The organism is Nocardia sp. NPDC003963 (assembly GCF_053605105.1).
Genome location: NZ_JBSGIP010000041.1, coordinates 15,236 through 34,672 on the forward strand (window position 1 = coordinate 15,236; position 19,437 = coordinate 34,672).

Genomic DNA, 19,437 nt, shown 5'->3' on the forward strand with positions numbered 1-19,437 from the left:
TGTGATCCGGAAGCCATGATCCTGTCATCTGCCGGCCGGGCGGAGCGGTCAGCGCACCGAACGCAATCTCGCGAAGGTCTCCATCAGGACATGGCTGAGATTGATCACCACCAGACCGGCGCCCGCGCCGAACGCGGCAGCGGCCCGCTGTTCACTCGAGACGATATCGAGCCGGACCCGACCCTGCTCGGCCACCGCGGCGTGCACCTTCGCGACCTCGGCCGCCACGGCGGGATCGGCCGGGCCGACGACCCCCATGGACACCGCCAGATCGGCCGGGCCCACCATCATCCCGTCGATCCCGGGGGTGGCCGCGATCTCCGCGGTGTTCCGGCAGCCTGTCGTGGATTCGACCATGGCGATCACGATCGTCTCCCGTTCGTCGGCGGCGAGGTGATCCGCGGGCGCGACGGTCCCGTACCGGCCCGCTCGTCCATAGGTCGCGAAACCCCGATCACCGACGGGTGGGTACCGGGCCGCGTGCACGACCGCCGCGGCGCGGCCCGCATCGTCGATATGCGGTACCACGATCCCGGTGGCGCCGTGGTCGAGTACCCGCTGGATCAGTGCCGGTTCGTGCTGCCCGACCCGGACGAGCACCCCCATTCCGTGCACCTGGGCGGCGGCGATGTGCTGTCGCAACGGGATCAGGTCGGCGGGACCGTGCTCGCAATCGATCAGGACATAATCGAATCCGGCGACCCCGGCCATCTCGACCAGTTCCTCGGCCGGCATGCGGACCAGCGCGCCGAGCAACCGGTCCCCGGCGCGCAGGCGCTGTTTCATCGGCGTCGTCACCGGGCCACCATTCCGGCGGACAGATCGATATCGGCCGCGCAGAGACCGGGCATCGCCAGCATCGCGAGCACCGCCCGGGCCACCTCGTCCTCGGTGACCATGCGCCCGAGGGCGGCGCGCGAGACGAATGCCTGCTCGGCCTCCTCGTAGGTGGTCCCCGTCCGTTCCGCCTCGAGCCGGAAATTGCGGTGCATCCGCGCACTGTCCACCGGACCGGGTGACAGCGAGTTCACAGTGACACCCAGCGGCCCGACTTCGGCCGCCAACGTGGTGGTCAGCCCGATCACAGCCATCTTCGACGCGCAGTAGGGGGTCCGGCGGGCCAGCGGCCGCTTCCCGGATACCGACGCGAGGTTGACGATATCGCCCCGCCCCGCCTCGACCATCGCCGGGAGAAAAGCGCGGCAGAGCAGGTACACACCCCGGACATTGACCGCGAAGACATCGTCCCACTGGCCCGGCTCGATCTCGGTGAGCGGAGCGACCGGGCCCGGTACGCCGGCATTGTTGACCAGGATCGACACCTCTTCGTCCGCGAGCTCGCCGGCCAGCGCCGCGACCGACTCCGGCGCGGCGACATCACAGACCGCGGCCCGCATCGACTCCGGACGCCGGGCCACGACGCGGTCGAGTTTGTCCCGATCGCGCCCGACGACGATCACCCGGGCCCCGGCACCGGCCAAGGCCAGCGCGATGGCCGCGCCGAGACCGCTACCACCGCCGGTCACCAGCGCGGTACGCCCGGTGATCGGGCCGGCCCCGGCCACCTCGCTCACGAGGTAGCCCCGGCGGAGGCGTGCTGTGCCCACGGCAGGTCCGCGCCCGCGTACTTGGCGGCCCGCACATCACCGGACCGGGCATGGCCCTCGAACAGTTCGACCCGCGCGGCCCGTCCGCAGACCTCGCCCAGGCGCGCGCTCGACGCCCGGTCCACGACCTCGGAGTAGGTGACCGTCTTCAGGTACTTCCCGACCCACAGACCGCCGGTGTAGCGGGCCGAGCCACGGGTCGGGAGCACATGGTTGGTTCCGATCACCTTGTCGCCGTACGAGACACAGGTCCCCTCGCCCAGGAAGAGGCCGCCGTAATTCGTCATCTTCTCCAGCGCCGCACGCGGTTCGCGGGTCAGCACCTCGACATGCTCGCTGGCGTAGGTATCGGCGAGCGCGTAGGCCTCGTCCAGCGAGTCCACCACGACGATCTCGCCGTGATCGCGCCAGGCCGGGGCCGCGAAATCGGCGGTCGGCATATCCGGCAGCAGCGTCTCGATATGGTCGAGGACCTGCCGACCCAGCGCCGCCGAGGTGGTGATCAGCACCGCGGGCGAATCCGGGCCGTGTTCGGCCTGGGAGAGCAGATCGACCGCGACGACGAATGGATCGGCGTCCGCGTCGGCGATGATCAGGATCTCGGTCGGACCGGCGAACAGATCGATACCGACCTCACCGAAGAGCTGCCGCTTCGCTTCGGCCACATAGGCATTACCGGGCCCGGCGAGCAGATCGACCCGGTCGATGGTCTCGGTACCCCGCGCGAGTGCGCCGATCGCCTGCACCCCACCCAGCAGATAGATCTCGTCGGCACCGGCGAGATGCATGGCGGCGACGGTCGCCGCCGGGATCTCGCCCCGGATGGGTGGAGTACACGCGGCCACGCTCGGCACCCCCGCTACTTTCGCGGTCACGATGGTCATATGCGCCGAAGCGGTGAGCGGGTAGCGGCCGCCCGGCACATAGGCGCCGACCCGGCCGATCGGAATATGCTTCTGCCCGAGATGCACTCCCGGCAGCGTCTCCACCTCGAAATCGGTGAGCGAATCACGCTGGTGCTGCGCGAAGGTGCGCACCTGCCGCTGGACGAACTCGATATCCTCGACGACCTGCGCCGGCAGCGACGCGATGATCTCCTCGATCCGCGTCGGTGAGAGCCGGAACGATTCGGGGCTCCACTTGTCGAACTGTTCGGAGTACTTGCGCACTGCCCCGTCGCCGCCGGTCCGGATGTCCTCGAGGATCGCGGTGACACGTTCGCCGACCTCGGAGCGGTCCTGCCGGACCACCTCGGCCGGGACCGGCTTCTTCAGAACTACGGGCATATCGACTCCTGTGCGATGGTTCGGTACTGAGCGACGGCGGGCAGCCAATCGCTCAGGAGTTCGGAAATTCGTTGCGGCACTTCCCAAGTGCACAGATGACCGGTGCCGGCGATCGTTTCCAAGCGGGAACCCTGTATCGCGCCGGCGATGGCCCGGTGGTATTCGCGGGGGCACAGCGCGTCGTCGTCCGCGGATACGACGAGCGCCGGGCAGCGCACTGCGCCCAGGGACGGCATCGAATCGAACCGATCCGCCTGGGCCCGGAGCTGGCTGTGGAAGCGGGACGGTCCGACGCGCCGGGCCATCTCGACGAAGCGTTCGACCAGCTCGGGTGTGTGGGGCCGGTCGGCGAACATGGTGGGGGCGATGACCTCGCGCACCACGGTGTCGAACTCCCCCCGCGTGGTCCGGAACGACATATCGTGCCAGGACCGGTACTGGGTGGCGGTCGGGGCGTGCGGATTCGTCGATATCGCGCAGAATCCGAGTACCCGGTCCGGGGCCCGGCGCAGGACCTCGAATCCGGCGATCGCGCCCAGGCTGAGCCCGGCCAGGACGAACGGACCGTCCACAGTGCGCAACACCTGGTCGGCCATACCGGAGAGGGACGGCGCGTCGAGCGCACTGTGCACCGCGCGGAACCCGGGGCCCGGCTCCACCTCCGCCCACAGGTGCGCGTCGCACAGCATCCCCGGGACGAAGACGACGGGAATATCGCCGGACATCTCAGCGCCTCCGGCGCGGCACCAGCGCGTACGGCGCGAGGTAGCCGTTGTGGTCGAGGGCGTCACCGGCGTCGGCCGCGGCCTTGACCACCTCGTCGTCCCAGGTCAGCCGGACCCGGCCGTCACCGCTGTTGATCACGAGCAGCAGCGCGGTGGCGGCGCCCACGTTCCGGATGGCCCGGTAGGAATCGGCCGGTACCGACAGCATGTCCCAGGGGCCCAGCCGTACCGTCCGGGCCTCGGCCCCGCGATTGACCGTGACCTCCCATTCGCCGTCCTTGACCATCAGTACCTGGCGTCCGAAATGCCGATGCGCGGAGACACCGGCACCCGGTTCGGCGCGCAACCACGCGATGTTGTGCCCGTGTGGATTGTGGATCCGGGGCTCCTGAGCGACATCCTCGGTCATGCCGTAACCGATCACCAGACCGAGTTCCACCCCGCCGCCGGGGAGCGCGGAGTCGAGCAGGGCGCGCCGCGACCACTGGATATTCTCCGGTGTCGCGATCCGGGCCTGCATCTGCTCGACGGTGAACGGGCGCAGCGCGGCGATCTGTTCGTCGGTGATCGGTTCGACCAGTTCGGTACCCTCCGGGATCTCGTCGCCGGCGACGGTATCGACGAGTTCGTTGTCAGCGGTGAGGTAGAGGCCGTGCCCCTTCGCGTCCGCCAGTACCGACGGTCCCCAGATGATGCCGCCGGTGTCGTCCATACCGAGCGCGGTGAACAGGATCCCGTCGTCCGGACCGATATTGGTGAAGCCGCGGAAGATCCAGGTCGGGATCGAGGCGATCTCCCCCTCACGCAGCACCAGTTCGCCCTGCTCACCCTGTGCTCCCCAGCGCAGCAGATACTCGCCCCGGAAACACAGGAAGACCTCGGCGGTGAAGTGCAGGTGCAGATTGTTGGTGACCCCGTTCGGCATCGCGGCGGCGCCGATCTGGAATCCGTGCGGTTCGCGCACATTGACCACCTGACCGGCGCTCTGGCTGACGCCGCGCCCGATCATCGAGTAGTTCTCCTTGCGGTCCGAGCCCGGCGTCCGGCAATCGATGAATGCCTGGTTACAGGACACGAAGTCGGTGCGCCGGATGGTGTACCGGGCAAGGTCCTCGGCGGTGACAGTGACTTCGGCAGACATCTGACCTCTTCTTCTGGACAGTGGGCGCTCGGCATATCGGGCGGCGCAACCACGCGAACGGCAATCGTGCAATACGACGATGATTTATACGTATGCATCGTGCCGGACCGGCAGCATCGTGTCAACGGCGGATACCGTCGACCTACCGCGACCCACCCCGATTGCGCCGATCATCCGGGGTATTCGGCACCAGGAAGGGCACGCGGCGAGCAGCCGGAATCAGGGACCGGCGAACCCGACCGCATCGACTACGATTCGTATTCACACCACCGGAAGGGTTCCGGACCGGTCGCCGCCGTGGCGACCGCGCACCGACCAGGGAGATCCATGCCGATCACGAGTCGCGATGTCGCACGACTGGCAGGCGTATCGCAGCCGACCGTCTCGCGCGCGCTGCGCGGTGATCCCCGAGTCGCCGCGGAGACACGGGCCCGCGTGCAGGAAGCCGTGGCGGCACTCGGCTATGTACCCAGCGAAGCCGGCCGCAGCCTGGTGACGCGCCGAACGAAACGGATCGGCATCGTGGTCAGCGATCTGACCAATCCGTTCTACCCCCACCTGATCGGCCCGCTGCACGACGAACTCGAACAGCACGCCTACCGGATGATGGTCTTCACCGAGCGATCGGACAACCAGGTTCCACTGGAACAGCTGGTGGACGGTTCCATCGACGGTGCGGTACTGCTGACCAGCAATACCGACTCCCTGCTCCCGGGTGAGCTGCTGCGCCGCCGCATGCCCTTCGTCTTCCTCAACCGCGAGAGCACTCCGCATACCGCCGATGCCGCGGTGGTGGACAACGAACTCGGCGGACGCCTGGCAGCCACCCACCTCACCGAACTCGGCCACCGACGGATCGCCGGGATCTTCGGACCCGACACCACCAGCACCGGCCGCGACCGCGAACTCGGCTTCCGCGCCGCACTCGCCGAGGCCGGGATCGCGCTACCGAGCGGTTTCACCCGCCGCGGCCCCTTCGAGTTCGAGACCGGTTACCGGGCGATGCTCGAACTCCTCGACGCCGATCCGCGCCCGACGGCGGTGTTCTGCGGTAACGACGTGGTGGCGATCGGGGCGCTCAACGCGGCCCTGGCCAGGGGCGTTAGCATTCCCGAGGACGTCGGCGTCATCGGCTTCGACAATATCCCGATGGCCGAGTGGGAGGCCTTCCGCCTGACCACCGTCGGTCACGACCTCGACGCCATGGCCGCGGCGGCCGCCCGCCTGCTCGTGGAGCGTCTGGAAAAAAAGAACAGCGACGACAGCCCGCGGCGCATCGTCATGACTCCGCAGCTGATCGAGCGGGCCACCGTCGCCACAGCGCGCGCCTAGCGGACTCCGATACGGGCGGCCGCAGCGGTGCCACCCGCAGTCCGGCCGACAAGACCCCTGACGACGGGCGGGCAGGCGCGGATCCACCGCGCCTGCCCGCCCCGGCGCGTCGTGCGCGGCAACGACCGCAAAACTGCATACGTATCCTGACCATGCACTACCGAGCCGACCGATCCCCGGATTCAGGTATCGAAGTCCGGTCATCGCACTTCATACGGGTGTAACAACCGGAAACACCACCGGCCACTTCGGCTCGAACCGATCCGAAGCGACCTCTTGTCATTCTCGAATACATACGCATACACTCACCGGACATTGAGAGCCGCGTTACACCTCGCCGCCTCACCCTCCCTCTCCCCGGTCCTGTGGGATCACTATCCGAAGGAGTTCAGAGTGAAGCCGAGCCGCCCCCACCGGGCCGAGCCACTCGCCGACCCCGGCGCCCCGACCTCCTGTCCGCCGCTGCCGCGGACGCGGCGATGACGGCCGCCACCAGCGCGGGTCCCGCCCGCCGCGGCCATTCCGCCTGGCGCCGGATCGGTGTGCCCTACGCCCACCTCGCGCCCGCCCTCGTCGCCATCGTCCTCACCACGATCTACCCCCTGGGGGTGGCCCTGGTGAACAGCTTCCGGCACTGGCGGGTGAACGAGACCCGCGAACCCCAGCAGTTCGTCGGATTCGACCAGTACGCCAAGGCGCTGACCGACGACACCTTCCACAACGCCGTATGGGTCACCCTGCTCTTCACGATCATGTCGGTGGCGCTGTCGGTCGGTCTGGGCCTGGTCATGGCATTGATCCTGAACAAGGCGACCTGGTTGAACGGCCTCACCAAAGCCCTGCTCATCCTGCCGTTCGCCATCGCCCCCGCGCTCAAGGGCTACTCCTGGCGGTTCATGTTCAACCCGGACTACGGCGTCTACGACGATATGCTCGACAAACTGCTGCCGTTCACCCAGGACATCAACTGGCTCGGCGAACCGTTCTGGGCGCTGGTCGTGGTCACGCTGAGCGAGATCTGGGGCTGGGCCCCGCTCATCGCCCTGATGTTCCTCGGCGGTCTCGGCTCCATCTCACCGGAGATCCGCGATGCCGCCCGCGTCGACGGTGCGAACGCCTGGCAGGAGTTCTGGCGGATCAAATTCCCGCTGCTGCGGCCGCTGATCCTGATCGTGGTGTTCCTCAAGGCTGTCTGGTCGGTGAAAATGTTCGACCAGGTCGTCACCACCACCGGCGGCGGGCCGGGCCGGGCCACCGAAACCCTGAACTTCTTCGCCTACGAACAGGGCTTCACCTTCCTCGATATCGGCTACGCCTCCGCCGTCTCGTGGATCCTCGTCGTGGTCCTGGGCGTGCTCGCCACCGGATACCTGATCCTCATGGGTCGGCAGGAGCAGAAATGACCGACACACTCGAATCCGTCACCGCCGCGGCGCCACCTGCCCCGCGCACGGTCCGCCGGGGGCCCTCGTTGCTCGGCCGCGTGGGGAGCCTGCTGCGGCTGCTCGGCACACTCGCGATCTTGTTCTTCGTGATGTTCCCGATTCTGTGGCTCACCCTCACCGCGTTCAAACCCGATCGCGAGGTGTTCTCCACCTCGGTGCTGTTCCGGCCCTCACTGGACAACTTCCGGGCAATCATCGGCGGCCAGAACGACCTGGTCCATCCGATGTGGAACAGCGTCATCGTGGCCGTGGTGACCACGGTGATCGCGGTACCGCTGTCGATGCTCGCCGCCTACGGTTTCTCCCGGTACAAATTCCCCGGCGCCAAGCCGATCCTGCTCGGTATCGTCGCCACCCAGTTCATCCCCGGGGTCGCCATCGCGCTGCCGTTCCTCACCATGTACCGCGATCTGGGGCTGCTCGATACGCACCTCGCGCTGATCATCACCAACCTGGCGATCGTGGTCCCCTACAACACCTGGTTGCTCAAGGGGTTCGTCGACGGCTTGCCCATCGAGGTCGAAGAGGCCGGTCGGTTGGACGGCTGCGGTCAGTTGACCCTGCTGTGGCGAGTGGTCACCCCGCTGGCCGCGCCCGGGATCTTCGTCGGCGTGGTCTTCTCGTTCCTGCTGGCCTGGAACGAATTCCTCTTCCCGACCTTCCTGGCCCGGAGCAACGCGGTCACCCTGCCGGTCTCGCTGATGACACTGGACCAGCCCGACGGTGTGCTGTGGGGCCAGATGGCGGCGGCCGGCCTGCTGGTGATGGTGCCGATGATCGTCCTGGCGACGCTGGTGCGCAAGCACTTCGCGCAGGGCATGACCCTGGGAGCAGTCAAATGAGAACCCTGGCCCGACGATCAGGAGGCACGGTGCGGGCGCGCGCCGTCCTCGCCCTGGTCTTCGCGACCGTGGTGGCCGTGGTGGCGGGTGGCTGCACCAGCGCCCCGGAGACCAAGAGCCTGATGAACCAGGTCGCCGAGGCGCCGGTGGGCCCGGACGGTCTGCTCGACGGCAAACCCTACGACGGCACCACCATCCGCTTCCTCACCTGCTGCGCGACCGTGCCGCAGTTCGCCGCCCTGCACCAGCGGACCGCGGAGTTCACCGAGCGCACCGGAATCGATGTCGAGTGGTCGAATATCCCGTACGCGGCCTTCCTCCAGAAGATCGTGGCCGAGAGCGCCATCGGCGGCGGCACCTACGACGCGCTGGTCTGGCCGGACGCCTGGGGTCCGTCGCTGAAGATCGGGGTCCAGCCGCTGAACGAGGCCATGGCCGCGCACGGGGTGACCATGGACGACTTCTCCGGTCCGTTCGAGGAGGCCGCGGCCGCCGGCGAACCGGGTTCCACCCTCGGTATGCCCATCCGCGGTTTCTCCTACAACCTCTTCTACCGCAAGGACATCTACGCGAAACTGGGCCTGAATCCGCCGAAGACCTGGGACGAGTACTACCGCCAGCTCGAAACCATCAAGAACGCCACCCGCGAATATCCGGTGGCCGGTCAGTTCAACCGCCGCAACGGCCAGAACCTCAACACCTGGCTGGCCATGCTGTGGAGCAACGGCGCCGAACTGCTCGACGAGAACGGCAAACCGGCATTCGACACACCCGCGGGGGTGGCGGCGACCGAGAAATACCTGGAATCCTTCCGCGCCGGATACAGCCCGCCGGAATCGTCGAACTGGGGCGAACTCGAATCCACGAAGGCCTTCCAGAACGGTGACGCCGCCACCGTCTTCACCTGGTCCTGGCATCTGGAGGATTTCGTCAACCCGACGAAGGCGGCCCCCGAGCTGAGCGGAAACGTGGGCGTGGCACCGATGCCGGCGTTCCCGGGGCACGAGGCGCAGAGTTACGCCTACACCTGGCTGGCGGGCGTACTGAACACCTCGGACAATCAGGGCGCGGCCTGGGAATACGTGAAGTGGATGACGAACGCGTCCACCGAACGCGCCATCACGCTGGACAAATCGTCGCCGGCCACCAGCACCGGGATCACCATGCACGATTCGAACATGCTGGATCCCGAGGTCAACGCGGCCAACAACGATCTGCCCGGACTGCAGTACGAGGCACTCCAGTCCGCCCGCGCGATCCCGATGAATCTCGACTGGCCGCGGATCATGGACGTCCTCGCCGTGGCCGTCAGCAATATGGCCAACGGCGCCGATATCCGCGCGCAGCTCACCGACGCGGCACGCCGGATCGACGAACTCGACTGAGCGATCACCCGTCGCTTCCACATGAAAGCCGAATGTATGACTCTGCAAGACAGCGCTTTTCTGCCCTACTCCGACCCGGAGGAGTTCATCGTCGAATGGACCGACCGCATCTGGGTACAGCGCGGGGTCGGGCTGATCAGGGAGAACTACGCACCGGACGCGATCGTGCACGGCGCGTACGGCACCGGGATCGGCGTGGAGCCGGTCGTCGCCTCCACCCTCGCCAAGATCAGCGCCTTCCCGGACCGGGTGGGCCAGGCCGAGGACGTGGTGTGGGAGGCGCGCGGTGACGACGCGTTCCTCAGTTCGCACCGGATCTTCAGCAGCGGCACGAACGCCAAGCACACCGTCTACGGCCCGCCCACCCATCGCCGGTTCTCGCACCGCACCATCGCGAACTGCCTGTACCGCAACGGGATCATGGAAGAGGAGTGGGTGATCCGCGACGAACTCGCGGTGGTCCAGGATCTGGGTCTGGATCCGTTCGAGGTGGCCCGCACCCTCGCCTTCCGCGGGTTCACCGGTTCGGCCACTCGCGAGAACCCGGTGGAACCACTCGCCGCCGGGGATTCGGGCGCCCGCCCCGATACCCACCGCGACGAATGCGCCTTCGTGCTGGACATGTTCGACACCGTGCTGGGCCAGGCGATGTTCCACCGCATCGACGATTACATCGCACGCGACATCACCTGCCACACCGTCGGCAATCGCACCGTCACCCGGCCGCGGAACTACCAGGAATCGTGGCTGGATGTACTCGCGCCGTTCCCAGACGCCCGGATCGAGGTCCGCGACATCGTGGCCCACGATTCGGCATCGCACGGCGGGCTGCGAGTGGGTGTCGTGTGGTGGCTCACCGGCACCTACGCCGGGCTGCCGGTATTCGGCCCGGCCACCGGTTCCCGGGTCGAGATCCTCGGCTCCTCGCAGTTCCGCCTGCGCGAGGGCCGCATCGTCGAGGAGTGGCGGGTCTACGACCAGCTCTCCGTCCTGGCCCAGATCGCCCGAGCCCGCGGCGACGAACCCACCGCGGTGGCGGCCGCCGCCGCCCAGGAAAGGCAGTGACATGGCAGAAGTCAGTTACCAGAAGGCGACCCGCCGCTACGCCGGGTCCGATACCGCCGCGGTCGACAGCCTCGACCTGGATATCGCCGACGGTGAGTTCCTGGTTCTCGTCGGCCCGTCGGGATCGGGTAAGACCACCGCGCTGCGCATGCTGGCCGGCCTCGAGGATATCGACGACGGCACGATTTCCATCGGCGCCCGGGATGTCACCTATGTCGCGCCCAAGGAACGCGATATCGCCATGGTGTTCCAGTCCTACGCGCTCTACCCGCATATGACCGTCGGCGACAATATGGGTTTCGCCCTGAAGCTCAAGGGTGTTCCCAAGGAGACCGTGCGGCAGAAGGTCGCCGACGCGGCGAAGATGCTCGACCTCACCCCGTTCCTCGACCGCAAACCCAAAGCTCTCTCGGGCGGACAGCGCCAGCGCGTGGCGATGGGACGCGCGATCGTGCGCGATCCGGCGGTTTTCCTGATGGACGAGCCGCTGTCCAATCTCGATGCGAAACTGCGGGTCGAGACCCGTGCCAATATCGCCTCGCTGCAACAGCGACTGGCCACCACCACCGTGTACGTGACCCACGATCAGGTGGAAGCCATGACCATGGGGCATCGGGTGGCGGTGCTGAAAGACGGTGTACTGCAGCAGGTCGCCACCCCGCGCGAGCTGTACGACCGCCCCGCCAACGCGTTCGTGGCCGGTTTCATCGGTTCGCCCGGAATGAACCTCACCACCTTGAACGTCTCCGGCGGCGGAGTCGCGATCGGTGACTGCACCGTACCGGTGGCGCGGTCGGCGGTAACGGATCTGCGCGAGATCGTCTGCGGGATCCGGCCGGAAACGCTGCGGTTGATCGGCGAAGAAGACGAGGGCTTCGCCGTCACCGTGGAACTGGTCGAGGAACTGGGCGCGGACGCGTATGTGCACGGCACTGTACTCGGCCCTTCGGGCGCGCACCGGGTGAACGTCCGGGTCGACGGCCGGACACCGCCGCGGATCGGGCAGACGGTGCGGGTCGGCCTGCGCAGCCACGAGGAAGTGCATCTGTTCCATCCGGATACGGGTGCCCGCTTGGCCGCCTGAACCGTGTTCTCCCGGCGCCGGTCAGTGGTGAACTGACCGGCGCCACCCCGCTGTCCGAGGTCACGGCGAGCGACTTTCGCCGCCATCGGTGTCGCCTGCTGTTCTCCGGCAATTCCCGCACCACGGGTTGCCGCGAGCGCGCGGCGGTGAGTTCGGCCCGGCGGCGCATCCGCCGGACGACGAAGGTTGCTGTGACGCGCCCGCGGCCCGCCGACCACCGATGTCCACCTCACCTGCCGGGCGATATCCGGCCGCGAACCCGGCGAAAAATGGTCGCCACACCGTTGCCCTATCCTTGAATACGTATGTATTGTGAGCCTCATGCCACTCGATCCGATTGCCTATCAGCCCTACGCCGACCCCGACGACTTCATCCGTGAGGTCACCGATCACATCTGGATCGAGCGCGCGATCGGCCATATCAACGACAACTACGAGCCGGATTCGATCGTGCACGGCGTCTACGGCACTTCCACCACGGCGAACGAAGTGATCGAGGGCACGCTGATGCGGATCTCGACCACGCCCAATCGCGTGGGCCAGGCCGAGGATATCGTTTGGGAGGCACGCGGCGACGACGCCTTCCTCAGCTCGCACCTGGTGCTCGGCACCGACCGCGAGAACATCGAATACCGCAGCCGTAATATCGCCAACTGCCTGTACCGACGCGGCCGCATGGTCGAGGAATGGGTCGTCCGCGACGCCCTGTCGGTGGCCCGCCAGCTCGGCCAGGATCCCGACGAACTCGCCCGCCGCCAGGCGTTCCGCGGATTCAGCGGCTCCATGGCCGCACCCGCGCCCGCCGATGCGATCGCCGAAGGCGGCAGCGGCCCACGGCCGGACGTTTTCCGGCCCGAGGTGGAGATGGTGCTCGAGTTCATCGACGCGGTGTGGAACCGACGCGAACTGGAACGGGTCGAACAGTTCTGGATCCGCGATCTGTGGCTGAACACGATCGACGACCGCACCATCGCCCGCCCCGAGGGCTACCGCCGCGCACTGCTGCGGATGCTGCGCCCCTTCCCCGGCGGCTCGTTCGATATCCGCGATATCGCAACGAACGATTCACCACGCTACGGTGGCCTGCGCATCGCCGTGACGTGGAAGTTCACCGGAAAATACGACGGTATCGCGGATTACGGGCCCCTCACCGGATCGCCGGTCGAGATCATCGGAATCTCCCAGTTCCTGGTGCAATCCGGCAAGATCGTCAAGGAGACCCGGATCTACGACGATATCGCCACCCGCTCGCAGATCTACGCTCACCGCGGCGACGAACCGTACGTGAGCCAGAACATCTACTGATCGCCGTCCGGGTCGCCGTCACGCTCCGGCACGGCGGCGATCCGGTTGCGTAGCAGCATCTGCCGCGCCATCCGCGCCAGCTCCCGCGTCGCCGGCGACAGCACCCCTGATTCCCGCTGGACCAGTGCGATCGTGTCGTACAGCGGTGGCGCGAAACTCACCACCCGCACCTCGGGCGGACAGGCGGAACTCGACGCGACCGCGCGAGAGATGATCGTATCCCCGATCCCCCGGCGTACCAGGCCGAGTGCCGATTCCACCTGTTCCACCTCGATGAGCGGTTCGATCCGATGCCCGGCGAGCTGAGCACGTTCGGCCAGTTGGCGCCGGGTGGGTTCCTTCCACCCGTAGTGCGCGTCGTAGAGGATGACGGTGGACTGGGCGAACTGCTCGATGGTGACCGCATTCGCCACTCGGTCCGGCGCGGTGGAGGCGTAGAGCACCTCGTCCCGGACCAGCGGTATCACTCGCAGACCTTCCGCGTCGATGGGCAGTACCACGAGTCCGGCCTCCAGCCGCCCCGCGGCGACCTCCGCCGCGACCTCCACCGAGTTCATCCCCACCAGCCGGATCCGCACCTCGGGGAACCGGCGGTGGAACTCCTCGGCCAGATCGGACAGCAGATAGTACGAGGCATTGCGCAGTACCCCGAAGGTCGCGACACCGCCGGTCAGCGACCGCACCGATTTCAGGGCCTGCACCCCGCTGTCGGCCGAGGCCAGCGCTTGTTCGGCATGCGGCAGCAGCGCCACACCGGCCGCGGTCAGCACCAATTTGCGGCCGCCCCGGACGAAAAGGGTCGTCCCGTACTCGTCCTCGAGCGTCCGGACGAGTTCCGATACCGATGCCTGCGCGATCCCCATCGATGCGGCCGCGGCGGTGAACGTTCCGGTCCGGGCGGTGACGAGAAAAGCGCGCAGTTGCCGAAGAGTCACAGGGTGATCCTATGCGAACAGCAATTCCTACCCGGCTTGTCCGTCGCCGGAATCAACCCGGGGTTCGACCTCATGCAGGCTCCCGGACGCGCCATCGATATGCCGCCGTTCGGACCCGTCGGGTTCCGACCCTCCCGCACGGTGGTGAGCAGCCACGGCGTCGTCCCGCTGTCCCCGTCACAGGATGTCGTCGGCCCCGATCAGTCGGACCGTCGGCGATGTGGCGGAATTCACCGACCTGATGACAGCCGACCGGCCGTATCAGCGACCAGCGGAAACCCGCCGGCAGAAGCGATCCGCATCCTGCCGGATGCGCTGCGCCCGCCGCGGCGCCCGGCAACCGATCCCGAACTGCCGCCCAGCGTGCGGGCGTGGCTGTGGCCGGCCTATCTCATCTCCCCGACCGACCTGATCGCCGCTGCGAATTCGAGCGCGCTCGGTCCGGTCGGATCGTGGCGTGGCCGATCCGCCGTCGAACCTCCCGCACCAGTGGGGTCACCCGGAACGTCTCGTCAGGGTCTGCTGCATCAGGACGGGCCCAGTACTCGAACTGCTGCGCTGTGGTCGGCGCCCCGGTGGCCTCGCACACCGCGACCAAGGCACCGATCAGGGGCTCCGTCCGTTTCGGGAGAGCGTCGTTCGCCGATTCGAGTACCAGATCCACCAACCAGTAGGACAGCTCCCAGTCCGTCTTGTGCGCGATCAGCAGATCGACGAACTCATCGAGTCGTTCCGGATCGGCTACCTCGATCGGCCAATCCTGCATCCAGTCTTCGCGCGCCACCTCCGCCAGCTGCGCGGCGCGCAGCATCGATTCCCAACTCGGGTAGATCATGCCGCTCACGCAGCCGAGAGTAGCCGACGCGGGAATCCGTGACGCCCGATCGAGGCGCGCCTCGTCGGACCGCCGCCGGGCTCCCCATTATCGCAATCACACCGGTAGGACGCTCCCGGCGGCTGCGCGGCTCTGGATCTTCTCGCCGCTGGGGCCCATCCGATTTCGGTACCGGAGGTCGGGCCGGGCAGCACGGTCCTCCTGTCGATCGGGCTGTTCTTCCGGGCCTGCAGCATCGGGGAGATCCTGCGCCGGCGCGATTTCGGCACGACGCGTGCTCCCCATGAGGTGGTCTCGATCGCCGCGCCGTTCCTGGCCCGCGCCGGAGCATTCCTGCTGGCGCCGGTTCCGGTCGCTTCCGGTCTGGGTGAACTCGTCGCATCGCATGAGGCTTCGGGTCTCACCGGAAGCGTCGGCCAGGGCGAAGGCCGCCTGGTTACGGTGATCCCAGCACCCTGAGCGGGTCCGCATCGAGTTCGAGTGTCTCCAGGACCGACAGCAGTTGCCGTTCTTCGTAGCGGAAGTGGTTCTCCATGATCGCTTCGATACCTGCGAGATGCCGGGCCGAGTCCGCCGGCGTCGCCGAGGCTCTGAGTGCGGCGTCCAACTCGGTGATGAGGTGCGCGATCATCGAATGGTCCTGCGCCAAGTACCGCAACGTCTCACGCAATTCCGGATGAGCCGCCACGATCGCGGGGAACAGTTCGCGATCCTCGCCCTCGTGGTGGCCGATCAACGCCGCGCAGAAGCCATGGCAGAACGACAAGAGGTCACGACTCGTCTCTGCCCGATCGCCCGCGTCCAACGCCGCCCGCAACGCATTCCGTAGGCGCTCGTGGACTTTACGTATCTCTTCGCTCCAGGCGACCAGCCTGGAGATCTCGCCCTCAGTCACGTGAGGGCGAAGGGAACGACATCATCTCGTCGTACTCCTTCGAGTCCCACGCCTCCATGCCTGGCACAGCCTGCCATCGACACGCGACGCTGCGCCCAATCCAGCACCGCATCACAGCCGTCGACGAAGAGAGCGGAACCCGGGCACGCTGCTGTCGCTCGTCCGAACCGTCCCATCGACGGTCTCCGGCCCCGTACCGCGAGGGTCCGGGTCGCCCGATCCTGCCGAACGTCGTACACACGTCCATGGGTGGTACGCCAGCCCGCCCGCGGACCAATACAGGATTACCCTATATATATCTCAGGATTCCATGGGGTTGTCCATTGCCTTTGGTCGCCATACCGTCGAATCCATGAAGTTCACCCCCGCCCGCCTCGCCGAACTCGAAGGCTCCTTCCAGATCCTCAAGCGCCCCGCCCTGGACCGCCCGGCCGCGCAGCGCGACCCGAAGGTCATCGCCACTGTGTCGGAGATGCTGTCAACGATCGAGAAGGGCGGCCTGGACGCGGTGCTGTCCTACGCCCGCGAACTGGACGGATTCGAATCCACAGCGGTCGAGCTCGGCTCGGCCGAACTGGCGCGTTCGGGTGACTCGCTCTCGCCCGAGCTGCGGGCCGCACTGGAACTCGGCCATGAGCGCACGAGCGCTTTCGCCCGCGAAACCCGTTCGCATCTGGTGGATTTCGAAACCCAGCTGGCACCGGGACTGACCACCGGCGTGCGCTACGTGCCCATTTCCCGGGTGGGCGCCTATGTCCCGGCCGGTCGTTTCCCGCTACTCGCCGGTGCGTTCATGACCGTCGGCGTGGCCGAGGTCGCCGGGGTGCCGACCGTCCTGGCCTGCACTCCCCCGCGCCGTGACGGCACCGCCGACCCCGCCGTGCTCTACTCCTGCCATCTCTCCGGCGCCGACCGCGTCTACGTCCTGGGTGGCGTCCAGGCACTGGCCGCCATGGCGTTCGGACTGCTCGGCGAGCCGTCGGTGGATATGCTCGTCGGCGCCGGGAACGCCTATGTGGCCGAGGCGAAGCGCCAACTCTTCGGCAAGGTCGCCATCGACCTGCTGGCCGGCCCGTCGGAGGTCGCGGTGATCGCTGACGAGACCGCCGATCCCGCCACCGTCGCCGCCGATCTGCTCGGCCAGGCCGAACACGGCACCGAATCCCCCGCCGCCCTGGTCACCACCTCGCGCCGACTGGGCGAAGCGGTGATCGCCGCGGCCGACCGGCAGCTGGAAACGCTGAAGACCCGCGATATCGCCGGACCGGCCTGGCGCGACTACGGTTCGGTGACCTGGGCCGAGGATCCTGCGACCGCCGCCGCGCTGATGGACGACCTCGCGCCCGAACATCTGGAGATCCAGACCGCCGACGACGAGTACTACCACAACACCCTGCGCAACTACGGCTCGATCTTTTTGGGACGCTGGAGCACCGTCGCCTATTCCGACAAGGGTATGGCCGGGACGAACCATGTCCTGCCGACCGCCGGTGGTGCCAAGCACAGTGCGGGCCTGTCCGTTTCCCGCTTCCTCAAGCCGCTGACCTACCAGCGCGTCGAACGCTCGGCCACACCCGAAGCAGCCGGTGCCGTCGAAACCATCTCGCAGTACGAAGGTATGGCCGCCCACGAGGCGACCGCGACCCTGCGCCTCGACGCCTACCGGGCCGACGAGGCCTGACGCGCACGGCCGGGCGGGCCACCCGCTCACCCGGCCGTTACCGGAGGAGATGCCCCACCTCGGTGTCCAGGGCGCCACCGGCTGTCAGGGCATCGACCGTTCACCGCGCCGGACGTGGTGAACGGTCCCGCACGGAGGCGGGTCGCCGAGGTGCAGCAGTAGCTCACAGCGGTGGCTGCGTTCGGTCGGGTTACCGGTCGGGGGTGCCACCGGAAGCGACCTCCGCGTGCAGGTCGGCCAGGGTGCGGGCAAGCTGATGGATTCCAGGGGTTTCGACCGGGTAGTGGCCTGCGTTGTCGAGCACGGTCAGCCTTTTCGGCGCGGCGATTCGTTCGAAGAACAGCTCGCTCAGTGGCAGTGGCGTCCAGGCATCCGAGCCGGGGTGAACGAGCCATACCGGGCAGGTGGTGAACTTTTCGGGTTCGATATGCGGTACCGACGCGAGATAGGTCCGTAAGAACCCCAACGGCATCGAGGCCCCACCGCCGTGGGGGTCGGTGACGACCAGACGGTTCAGCTCTGGATCATCGGACATGGCAGCCATATTCGCCATCCACCGCATCGGAACCCGGACACGGTCGGCTACGGGTGAGAGCAGCCGTGGACCGTGGCGGCCCAGCCACGGTCGCCGAGCGATCGCGCTACGTACCTGCGGTAGCCGCGGATCGAGCAGACAGGTCGCGGCAACGGCGGCGGCCAGCCCGGTACGGGCGGCGACCTCGTAGGCGAGCATTCCACCCATACTGGCCCCGAGGATCACCAGCGGCCGGGGATCGACGCCGTGCTGATCTCGGATCATCTCGGTGAGACAGTCGGCCCAATCCGGGTATCGGATGTCGTGTCGATCATGGACTCGCGTGCGGCCGTAGCCGGGTAGGTCGGGTACCGCCACGTCGAAGCCCCGCCCGGCCGCCATGGTCGCGAACGGCCATACGGCCGCGGCGTGACCGCCGGCTCCGTGTATCAACAGCATCCGTACCCGGGCGTCCGAGCGGACGATACGTTCGATGTGTACCTCGCCGCCCCGCCAGTTCCACCATGTCGACTCGGGTCGCAGCGCGGGATCCGGTTGCAGGTCCGGGGGAAGGAACTTCAGATAGGAGCTGCGCATGTCACAATAATTCGAGTAATCCTCGGTTTTGACAACTCGACTTCGGGACCCGATGTCCGTTCCTCGTAAAACCCCGCGCCAGCAGCGATCGGAGTTCACCTTCGACGCGATCCTGGACGCGGCTGCTCGACTTTTCCAACAACACGGCTACACCGGGACCACCACCAACAAGGTCGCCGAACTCGCCGGCGTCTCCATCGGCACGCTCTACCACTACATCCCCGATAAGGACGCCCTGCTCTACGCACTCGCCGATCGTCACCTGCGCGACGCCGCGACGGCACTGCTCACCGAAACCACAGCACTGCGCTCCGAAGGCCCACCACTCAGCGAAATCGTGCACCGGTTGATCAGCGCGGTCGCGCAGCTACACCACGCGCAGCCACATATGCACCGATTGCTGTTCGAGCAGGCACCTCGAACACCCGAGAGCATCGCCCAGTTCCGGCAGCTCGAACAACGCCTCGCCGCCGAGGTCGCCTACCATCTGCACCGGCTCGACCTCGGCGGCCCGGACGCCGACCTGACCGCGCTGCTCTTCGTACAAGCCGTCGAAGCGCAAGTCCACGGCGCAGTCCTCCACCCGCCACCGGGCCGGACCACCGAACAATGTGTGCAGACCGTGATCGACTTCTGGATCCGATCGCTCACCGACTGACACCGCCGCCTATCGCTGCGACTCGCACGCTCCACCCTCGCCGGGCGATCGCCCGGCACTCGGGACCCGAGGTCCAGCGCGGGCGGGAACCCGGCATCGTGCCCG

Annotated in this window: 19 protein-coding genes; 10 read left to right on the forward strand and 9 right to left on the reverse strand. The window is 67.4% G+C overall.

From position 1 onward, the window contains the following. Positions 1-48: 48 nt before the first annotated feature. Genes ACWEWT_RS32345 through ACWEWT_RS32365 form a run of 5 tightly spaced genes read right to left on the reverse strand, consistent with a single transcriptional unit; the run spans position 49 to position 4,759 of the window. A complete protein-coding gene (locus ACWEWT_RS32345) occupies positions 49-798 on the reverse strand; it encodes an HpcH/HpaI aldolase family protein (protein WP_452564643.1) in 750 nt (249 codons plus the stop codon). Beyond that, positions 795-1,607, reverse strand: a complete 813-nt coding sequence (locus ACWEWT_RS32350; RefSeq protein WP_452564644.1) for an SDR family NAD(P)-dependent oxidoreductase — start codon at positions 1,605-1,607, stop codon at positions 795-797. Before ACWEWT_RS32350 ends, ACWEWT_RS32345 begins: the two co-directional genes overlap by 4 nt. Beyond that, positions 1,571-2,893: a histidinol dehydrogenase gene (gene hisD, locus ACWEWT_RS32355; protein WP_452564645.1), complete on the reverse strand. Its 1,323-nt coding sequence runs from the start codon at positions 2,891-2,893 to the stop codon at positions 1,571-1,573. Before hisD (ACWEWT_RS32355) ends, ACWEWT_RS32350 begins: the two co-directional genes overlap by 37 nt. Beyond that, positions 2,884-3,618, reverse strand: coding sequence for an alpha/beta fold hydrolase (locus tag ACWEWT_RS32360; protein ID WP_452564646.1), 735 nt, complete (start codon positions 3,616-3,618; stop codon positions 2,884-2,886). The genes hisD (ACWEWT_RS32355) and ACWEWT_RS32360 overlap by 10 nt, the downstream gene beginning before the upstream one ends. A 1-nt stretch (position 3,619) precedes the next feature. Further along, the gene (locus tag ACWEWT_RS32365) at positions 3,620-4,759 is read right to left on the reverse strand and encodes a cupin domain-containing protein (protein WP_452564647.1); all 1,140 of its coding nucleotides are present in this window, start codon (positions 4,757-4,759) and stop codon (positions 3,620-3,622) included. 327 nt (positions 4,760-5,086) lie between these two features. On the opposite strand from ACWEWT_RS32365, the gene ACWEWT_RS32370 reads away from it, so the two are divergent. The 7 genes from ACWEWT_RS32370 to ACWEWT_RS32400 all read left to right on the forward strand — a co-directional run bounded on the left by ACWEWT_RS32370 (position 5,087) and on the right by ACWEWT_RS32400 (position 13,217). Beyond that, a complete protein-coding gene (locus tag ACWEWT_RS32370; protein WP_452564648.1) occupies positions 5,087-6,091 on the forward strand; it encodes a LacI family DNA-binding transcriptional regulator in 1,005 nt (334 codons plus the stop codon). A 479-nt stretch (positions 6,092-6,570) separates the two neighbouring features. Beyond that, positions 6,571-7,494, forward strand: coding sequence for a carbohydrate ABC transporter permease (locus tag ACWEWT_RS32375; protein ID WP_452564649.1), 924 nt, complete (start codon positions 6,571-6,573; stop codon positions 7,492-7,494). Continuing rightward, on the forward strand, positions 7,491-8,378 hold the full coding sequence (locus ACWEWT_RS32380; RefSeq protein ID WP_452564650.1) for a carbohydrate ABC transporter permease: 888 nt from the start codon (positions 7,491-7,493) through the stop codon (positions 8,376-8,378). The genes ACWEWT_RS32375 and ACWEWT_RS32380 overlap by 4 nt, the downstream gene beginning before the upstream one ends. Further along, positions 8,375-9,763 carry an ABC transporter substrate-binding protein gene (locus ACWEWT_RS32385; RefSeq protein ID WP_452564651.1) on the forward strand — a complete coding sequence of 463 codons (1,389 nt, stop codon included), beginning with the start codon at positions 8,375-8,377 and terminating at the stop codon, positions 9,761-9,763. Before ACWEWT_RS32380 ends, ACWEWT_RS32385 begins: the two co-directional genes overlap by 4 nt. Positions 9,764-9,799: 36 nt before the next feature. After that, positions 9,800-10,828, forward strand: coding sequence for an ester cyclase (locus ACWEWT_RS32390; protein WP_452564652.1), 1,029 nt, complete (start codon positions 9,800-9,802; stop codon positions 10,826-10,828). 1 nt (position 10,829) lies between these two features. Continuing rightward, positions 10,830-11,912, forward strand: coding sequence for an ABC transporter ATP-binding protein (locus ACWEWT_RS32395; RefSeq protein ID WP_452564653.1), 1,083 nt, complete (start codon positions 10,830-10,832; stop codon positions 11,910-11,912). Positions 11,913-12,233: 321 nt separating this feature from the next. Then, a complete protein-coding gene (locus ACWEWT_RS32400) occupies positions 12,234-13,217 on the forward strand; it encodes an ester cyclase (protein ID WP_452564654.1) in 984 nt (327 codons plus the stop codon). Here the strand turns inward: ACWEWT_RS32400 and ACWEWT_RS32405 are convergent. Beyond that, entirely contained in the window at positions 13,211-14,152 is a 942-nt protein-coding gene (locus ACWEWT_RS32405; RefSeq protein WP_452564655.1) for a LysR family transcriptional regulator, read from the reverse strand. The genes ACWEWT_RS32400 and ACWEWT_RS32405 overlap by 7 nt on opposite strands. Before the next feature lie 391 nt (positions 14,153-14,543). Continuing rightward, a complete protein-coding gene (locus ACWEWT_RS32410; RefSeq protein WP_452564656.1) occupies positions 14,544-14,996 on the reverse strand; it encodes a hypothetical protein in 453 nt (150 codons plus the stop codon). Positions 14,997-15,188: 192 nt separating this feature from the next. Here ACWEWT_RS32410 and ACWEWT_RS32415 point away from each other — a divergent pair, with 192 nt between their 5' ends. Then, positions 15,189-15,446, forward strand: a complete 258-nt coding sequence (locus ACWEWT_RS32415; RefSeq protein WP_452564670.1) for a DUF6336 family protein — start codon at positions 15,189-15,191, stop codon at positions 15,444-15,446. On the opposite strand, the gene ACWEWT_RS32420 is transcribed toward ACWEWT_RS32415, so the two are convergent. Further along, the gene (locus ACWEWT_RS32420; RefSeq protein ID WP_452564657.1) at positions 15,424-15,882 is read right to left on the reverse strand and encodes a hemerythrin domain-containing protein; all 459 of its coding nucleotides are present in this window, start codon (positions 15,880-15,882) and stop codon (positions 15,424-15,426) included. The genes ACWEWT_RS32415 and ACWEWT_RS32420 overlap by 23 nt on opposite strands. 352 nt (positions 15,883-16,234) lie before the next feature. On the opposite strand from ACWEWT_RS32420, the gene hisD (ACWEWT_RS32425) reads away from it, so the two are divergent. After that, a complete protein-coding gene (gene hisD / locus ACWEWT_RS32425; protein WP_452564658.1) occupies positions 16,235-17,563 on the forward strand; it encodes a histidinol dehydrogenase in 1,329 nt (442 codons plus the stop codon). 190 nt (positions 17,564-17,753) lie between these two features. Here hisD (ACWEWT_RS32425) and ACWEWT_RS32430 read toward each other — a convergent pair whose 3' ends face one another. After that, the gene (locus ACWEWT_RS32430) at positions 17,754-18,674 is read right to left on the reverse strand and encodes an alpha/beta hydrolase (protein ID WP_452564659.1); all 921 of its coding nucleotides are present in this window, start codon (positions 18,672-18,674) and stop codon (positions 17,754-17,756) included. Between the two features lie 52 nt (positions 18,675-18,726). On the opposite strand from ACWEWT_RS32430, the gene ACWEWT_RS32435 reads away from it, so the two are divergent. Beyond that, positions 18,727-19,332: a TetR/AcrR family transcriptional regulator gene (locus ACWEWT_RS32435; RefSeq protein WP_452564660.1), complete on the forward strand. Its 606-nt coding sequence runs from the start codon at positions 18,727-18,729 to the stop codon at positions 19,330-19,332. The last annotated feature ends 105 nt before the right edge of the window (positions 19,333-19,437 follow it).

What these genes read in the sequence shown, in the direction of transcription:
- ACWEWT_RS32360 (WP_452564646.1), bottom strand. Translation starts at nt 3,618, where the DNA reads ATGTCCGGCGATATTCCCGTCGTCTTCGTCCCGGGGATGCTGTGCGAC.
- ACWEWT_RS32390 (WP_452564652.1), top strand. Translation starts at nt 9,800, where the DNA reads ATGACTCTGCAAGACAGCGCTTTTCTGCCCTACTCCGACCCGGAGGAG.
- ACWEWT_RS32400 (WP_452564654.1), top strand. Translation starts at nt 12,234, where the DNA reads ATGCCACTCGATCCGATTGCCTATCAGCCCTACGCCGACCCCGACGAC.
- ACWEWT_RS32430 (WP_452564659.1), bottom strand. Translation starts at nt 18,674, where the DNA reads ATGCGCAGCTCCTATCTGAAGTTCCTTCCCCCGGACCTGCAACCGGAT.
- hisD (WP_452564645.1), bottom strand. Translation starts at nt 2,893, where the DNA reads ATGCCCGTAGTTCTGAAGAAGCCGGTCCCGGCCGAGGTGGTCCGGCAG.
- ACWEWT_RS32370 (WP_452564648.1), top strand. Translation starts at nt 5,087, where the DNA reads ATGCCGATCACGAGTCGCGATGTCGCACGACTGGCAGGCGTATCGCAG.
- ACWEWT_RS32365 (WP_452564647.1), bottom strand. Translation starts at nt 4,759, where the DNA reads ATGTCTGCCGAAGTCACTGTCACCGCCGAGGACCTTGCCCGGTACACC.
- ACWEWT_RS32395 (WP_452564653.1), top strand. Translation starts at nt 10,830, where the DNA reads ATGGCAGAAGTCAGTTACCAGAAGGCGACCCGCCGCTACGCCGGGTCC.
- ACWEWT_RS32380 (WP_452564650.1), top strand. Translation starts at nt 7,491, where the DNA reads ATGACCGACACACTCGAATCCGTCACCGCCGCGGCGCCACCTGCCCCG.
- ACWEWT_RS32385 (WP_452564651.1), top strand. Translation starts at nt 8,375, where the DNA reads ATGAGAACCCTGGCCCGACGATCAGGAGGCACGGTGCGGGCGCGCGCC.
- ACWEWT_RS32375 (WP_452564649.1), top strand. Translation starts at nt 6,571, where the DNA reads ATGACGGCCGCCACCAGCGCGGGTCCCGCCCGCCGCGGCCATTCCGCC.
- hisD (WP_452564658.1), top strand. Translation starts at nt 16,235, where the DNA reads ATGAAGTTCACCCCCGCCCGCCTCGCCGAACTCGAAGGCTCCTTCCAG.
- ACWEWT_RS32435 (WP_452564660.1), top strand. Translation starts at nt 18,727, where the DNA reads ATGTCCGTTCCTCGTAAAACCCCGCGCCAGCAGCGATCGGAGTTCACC.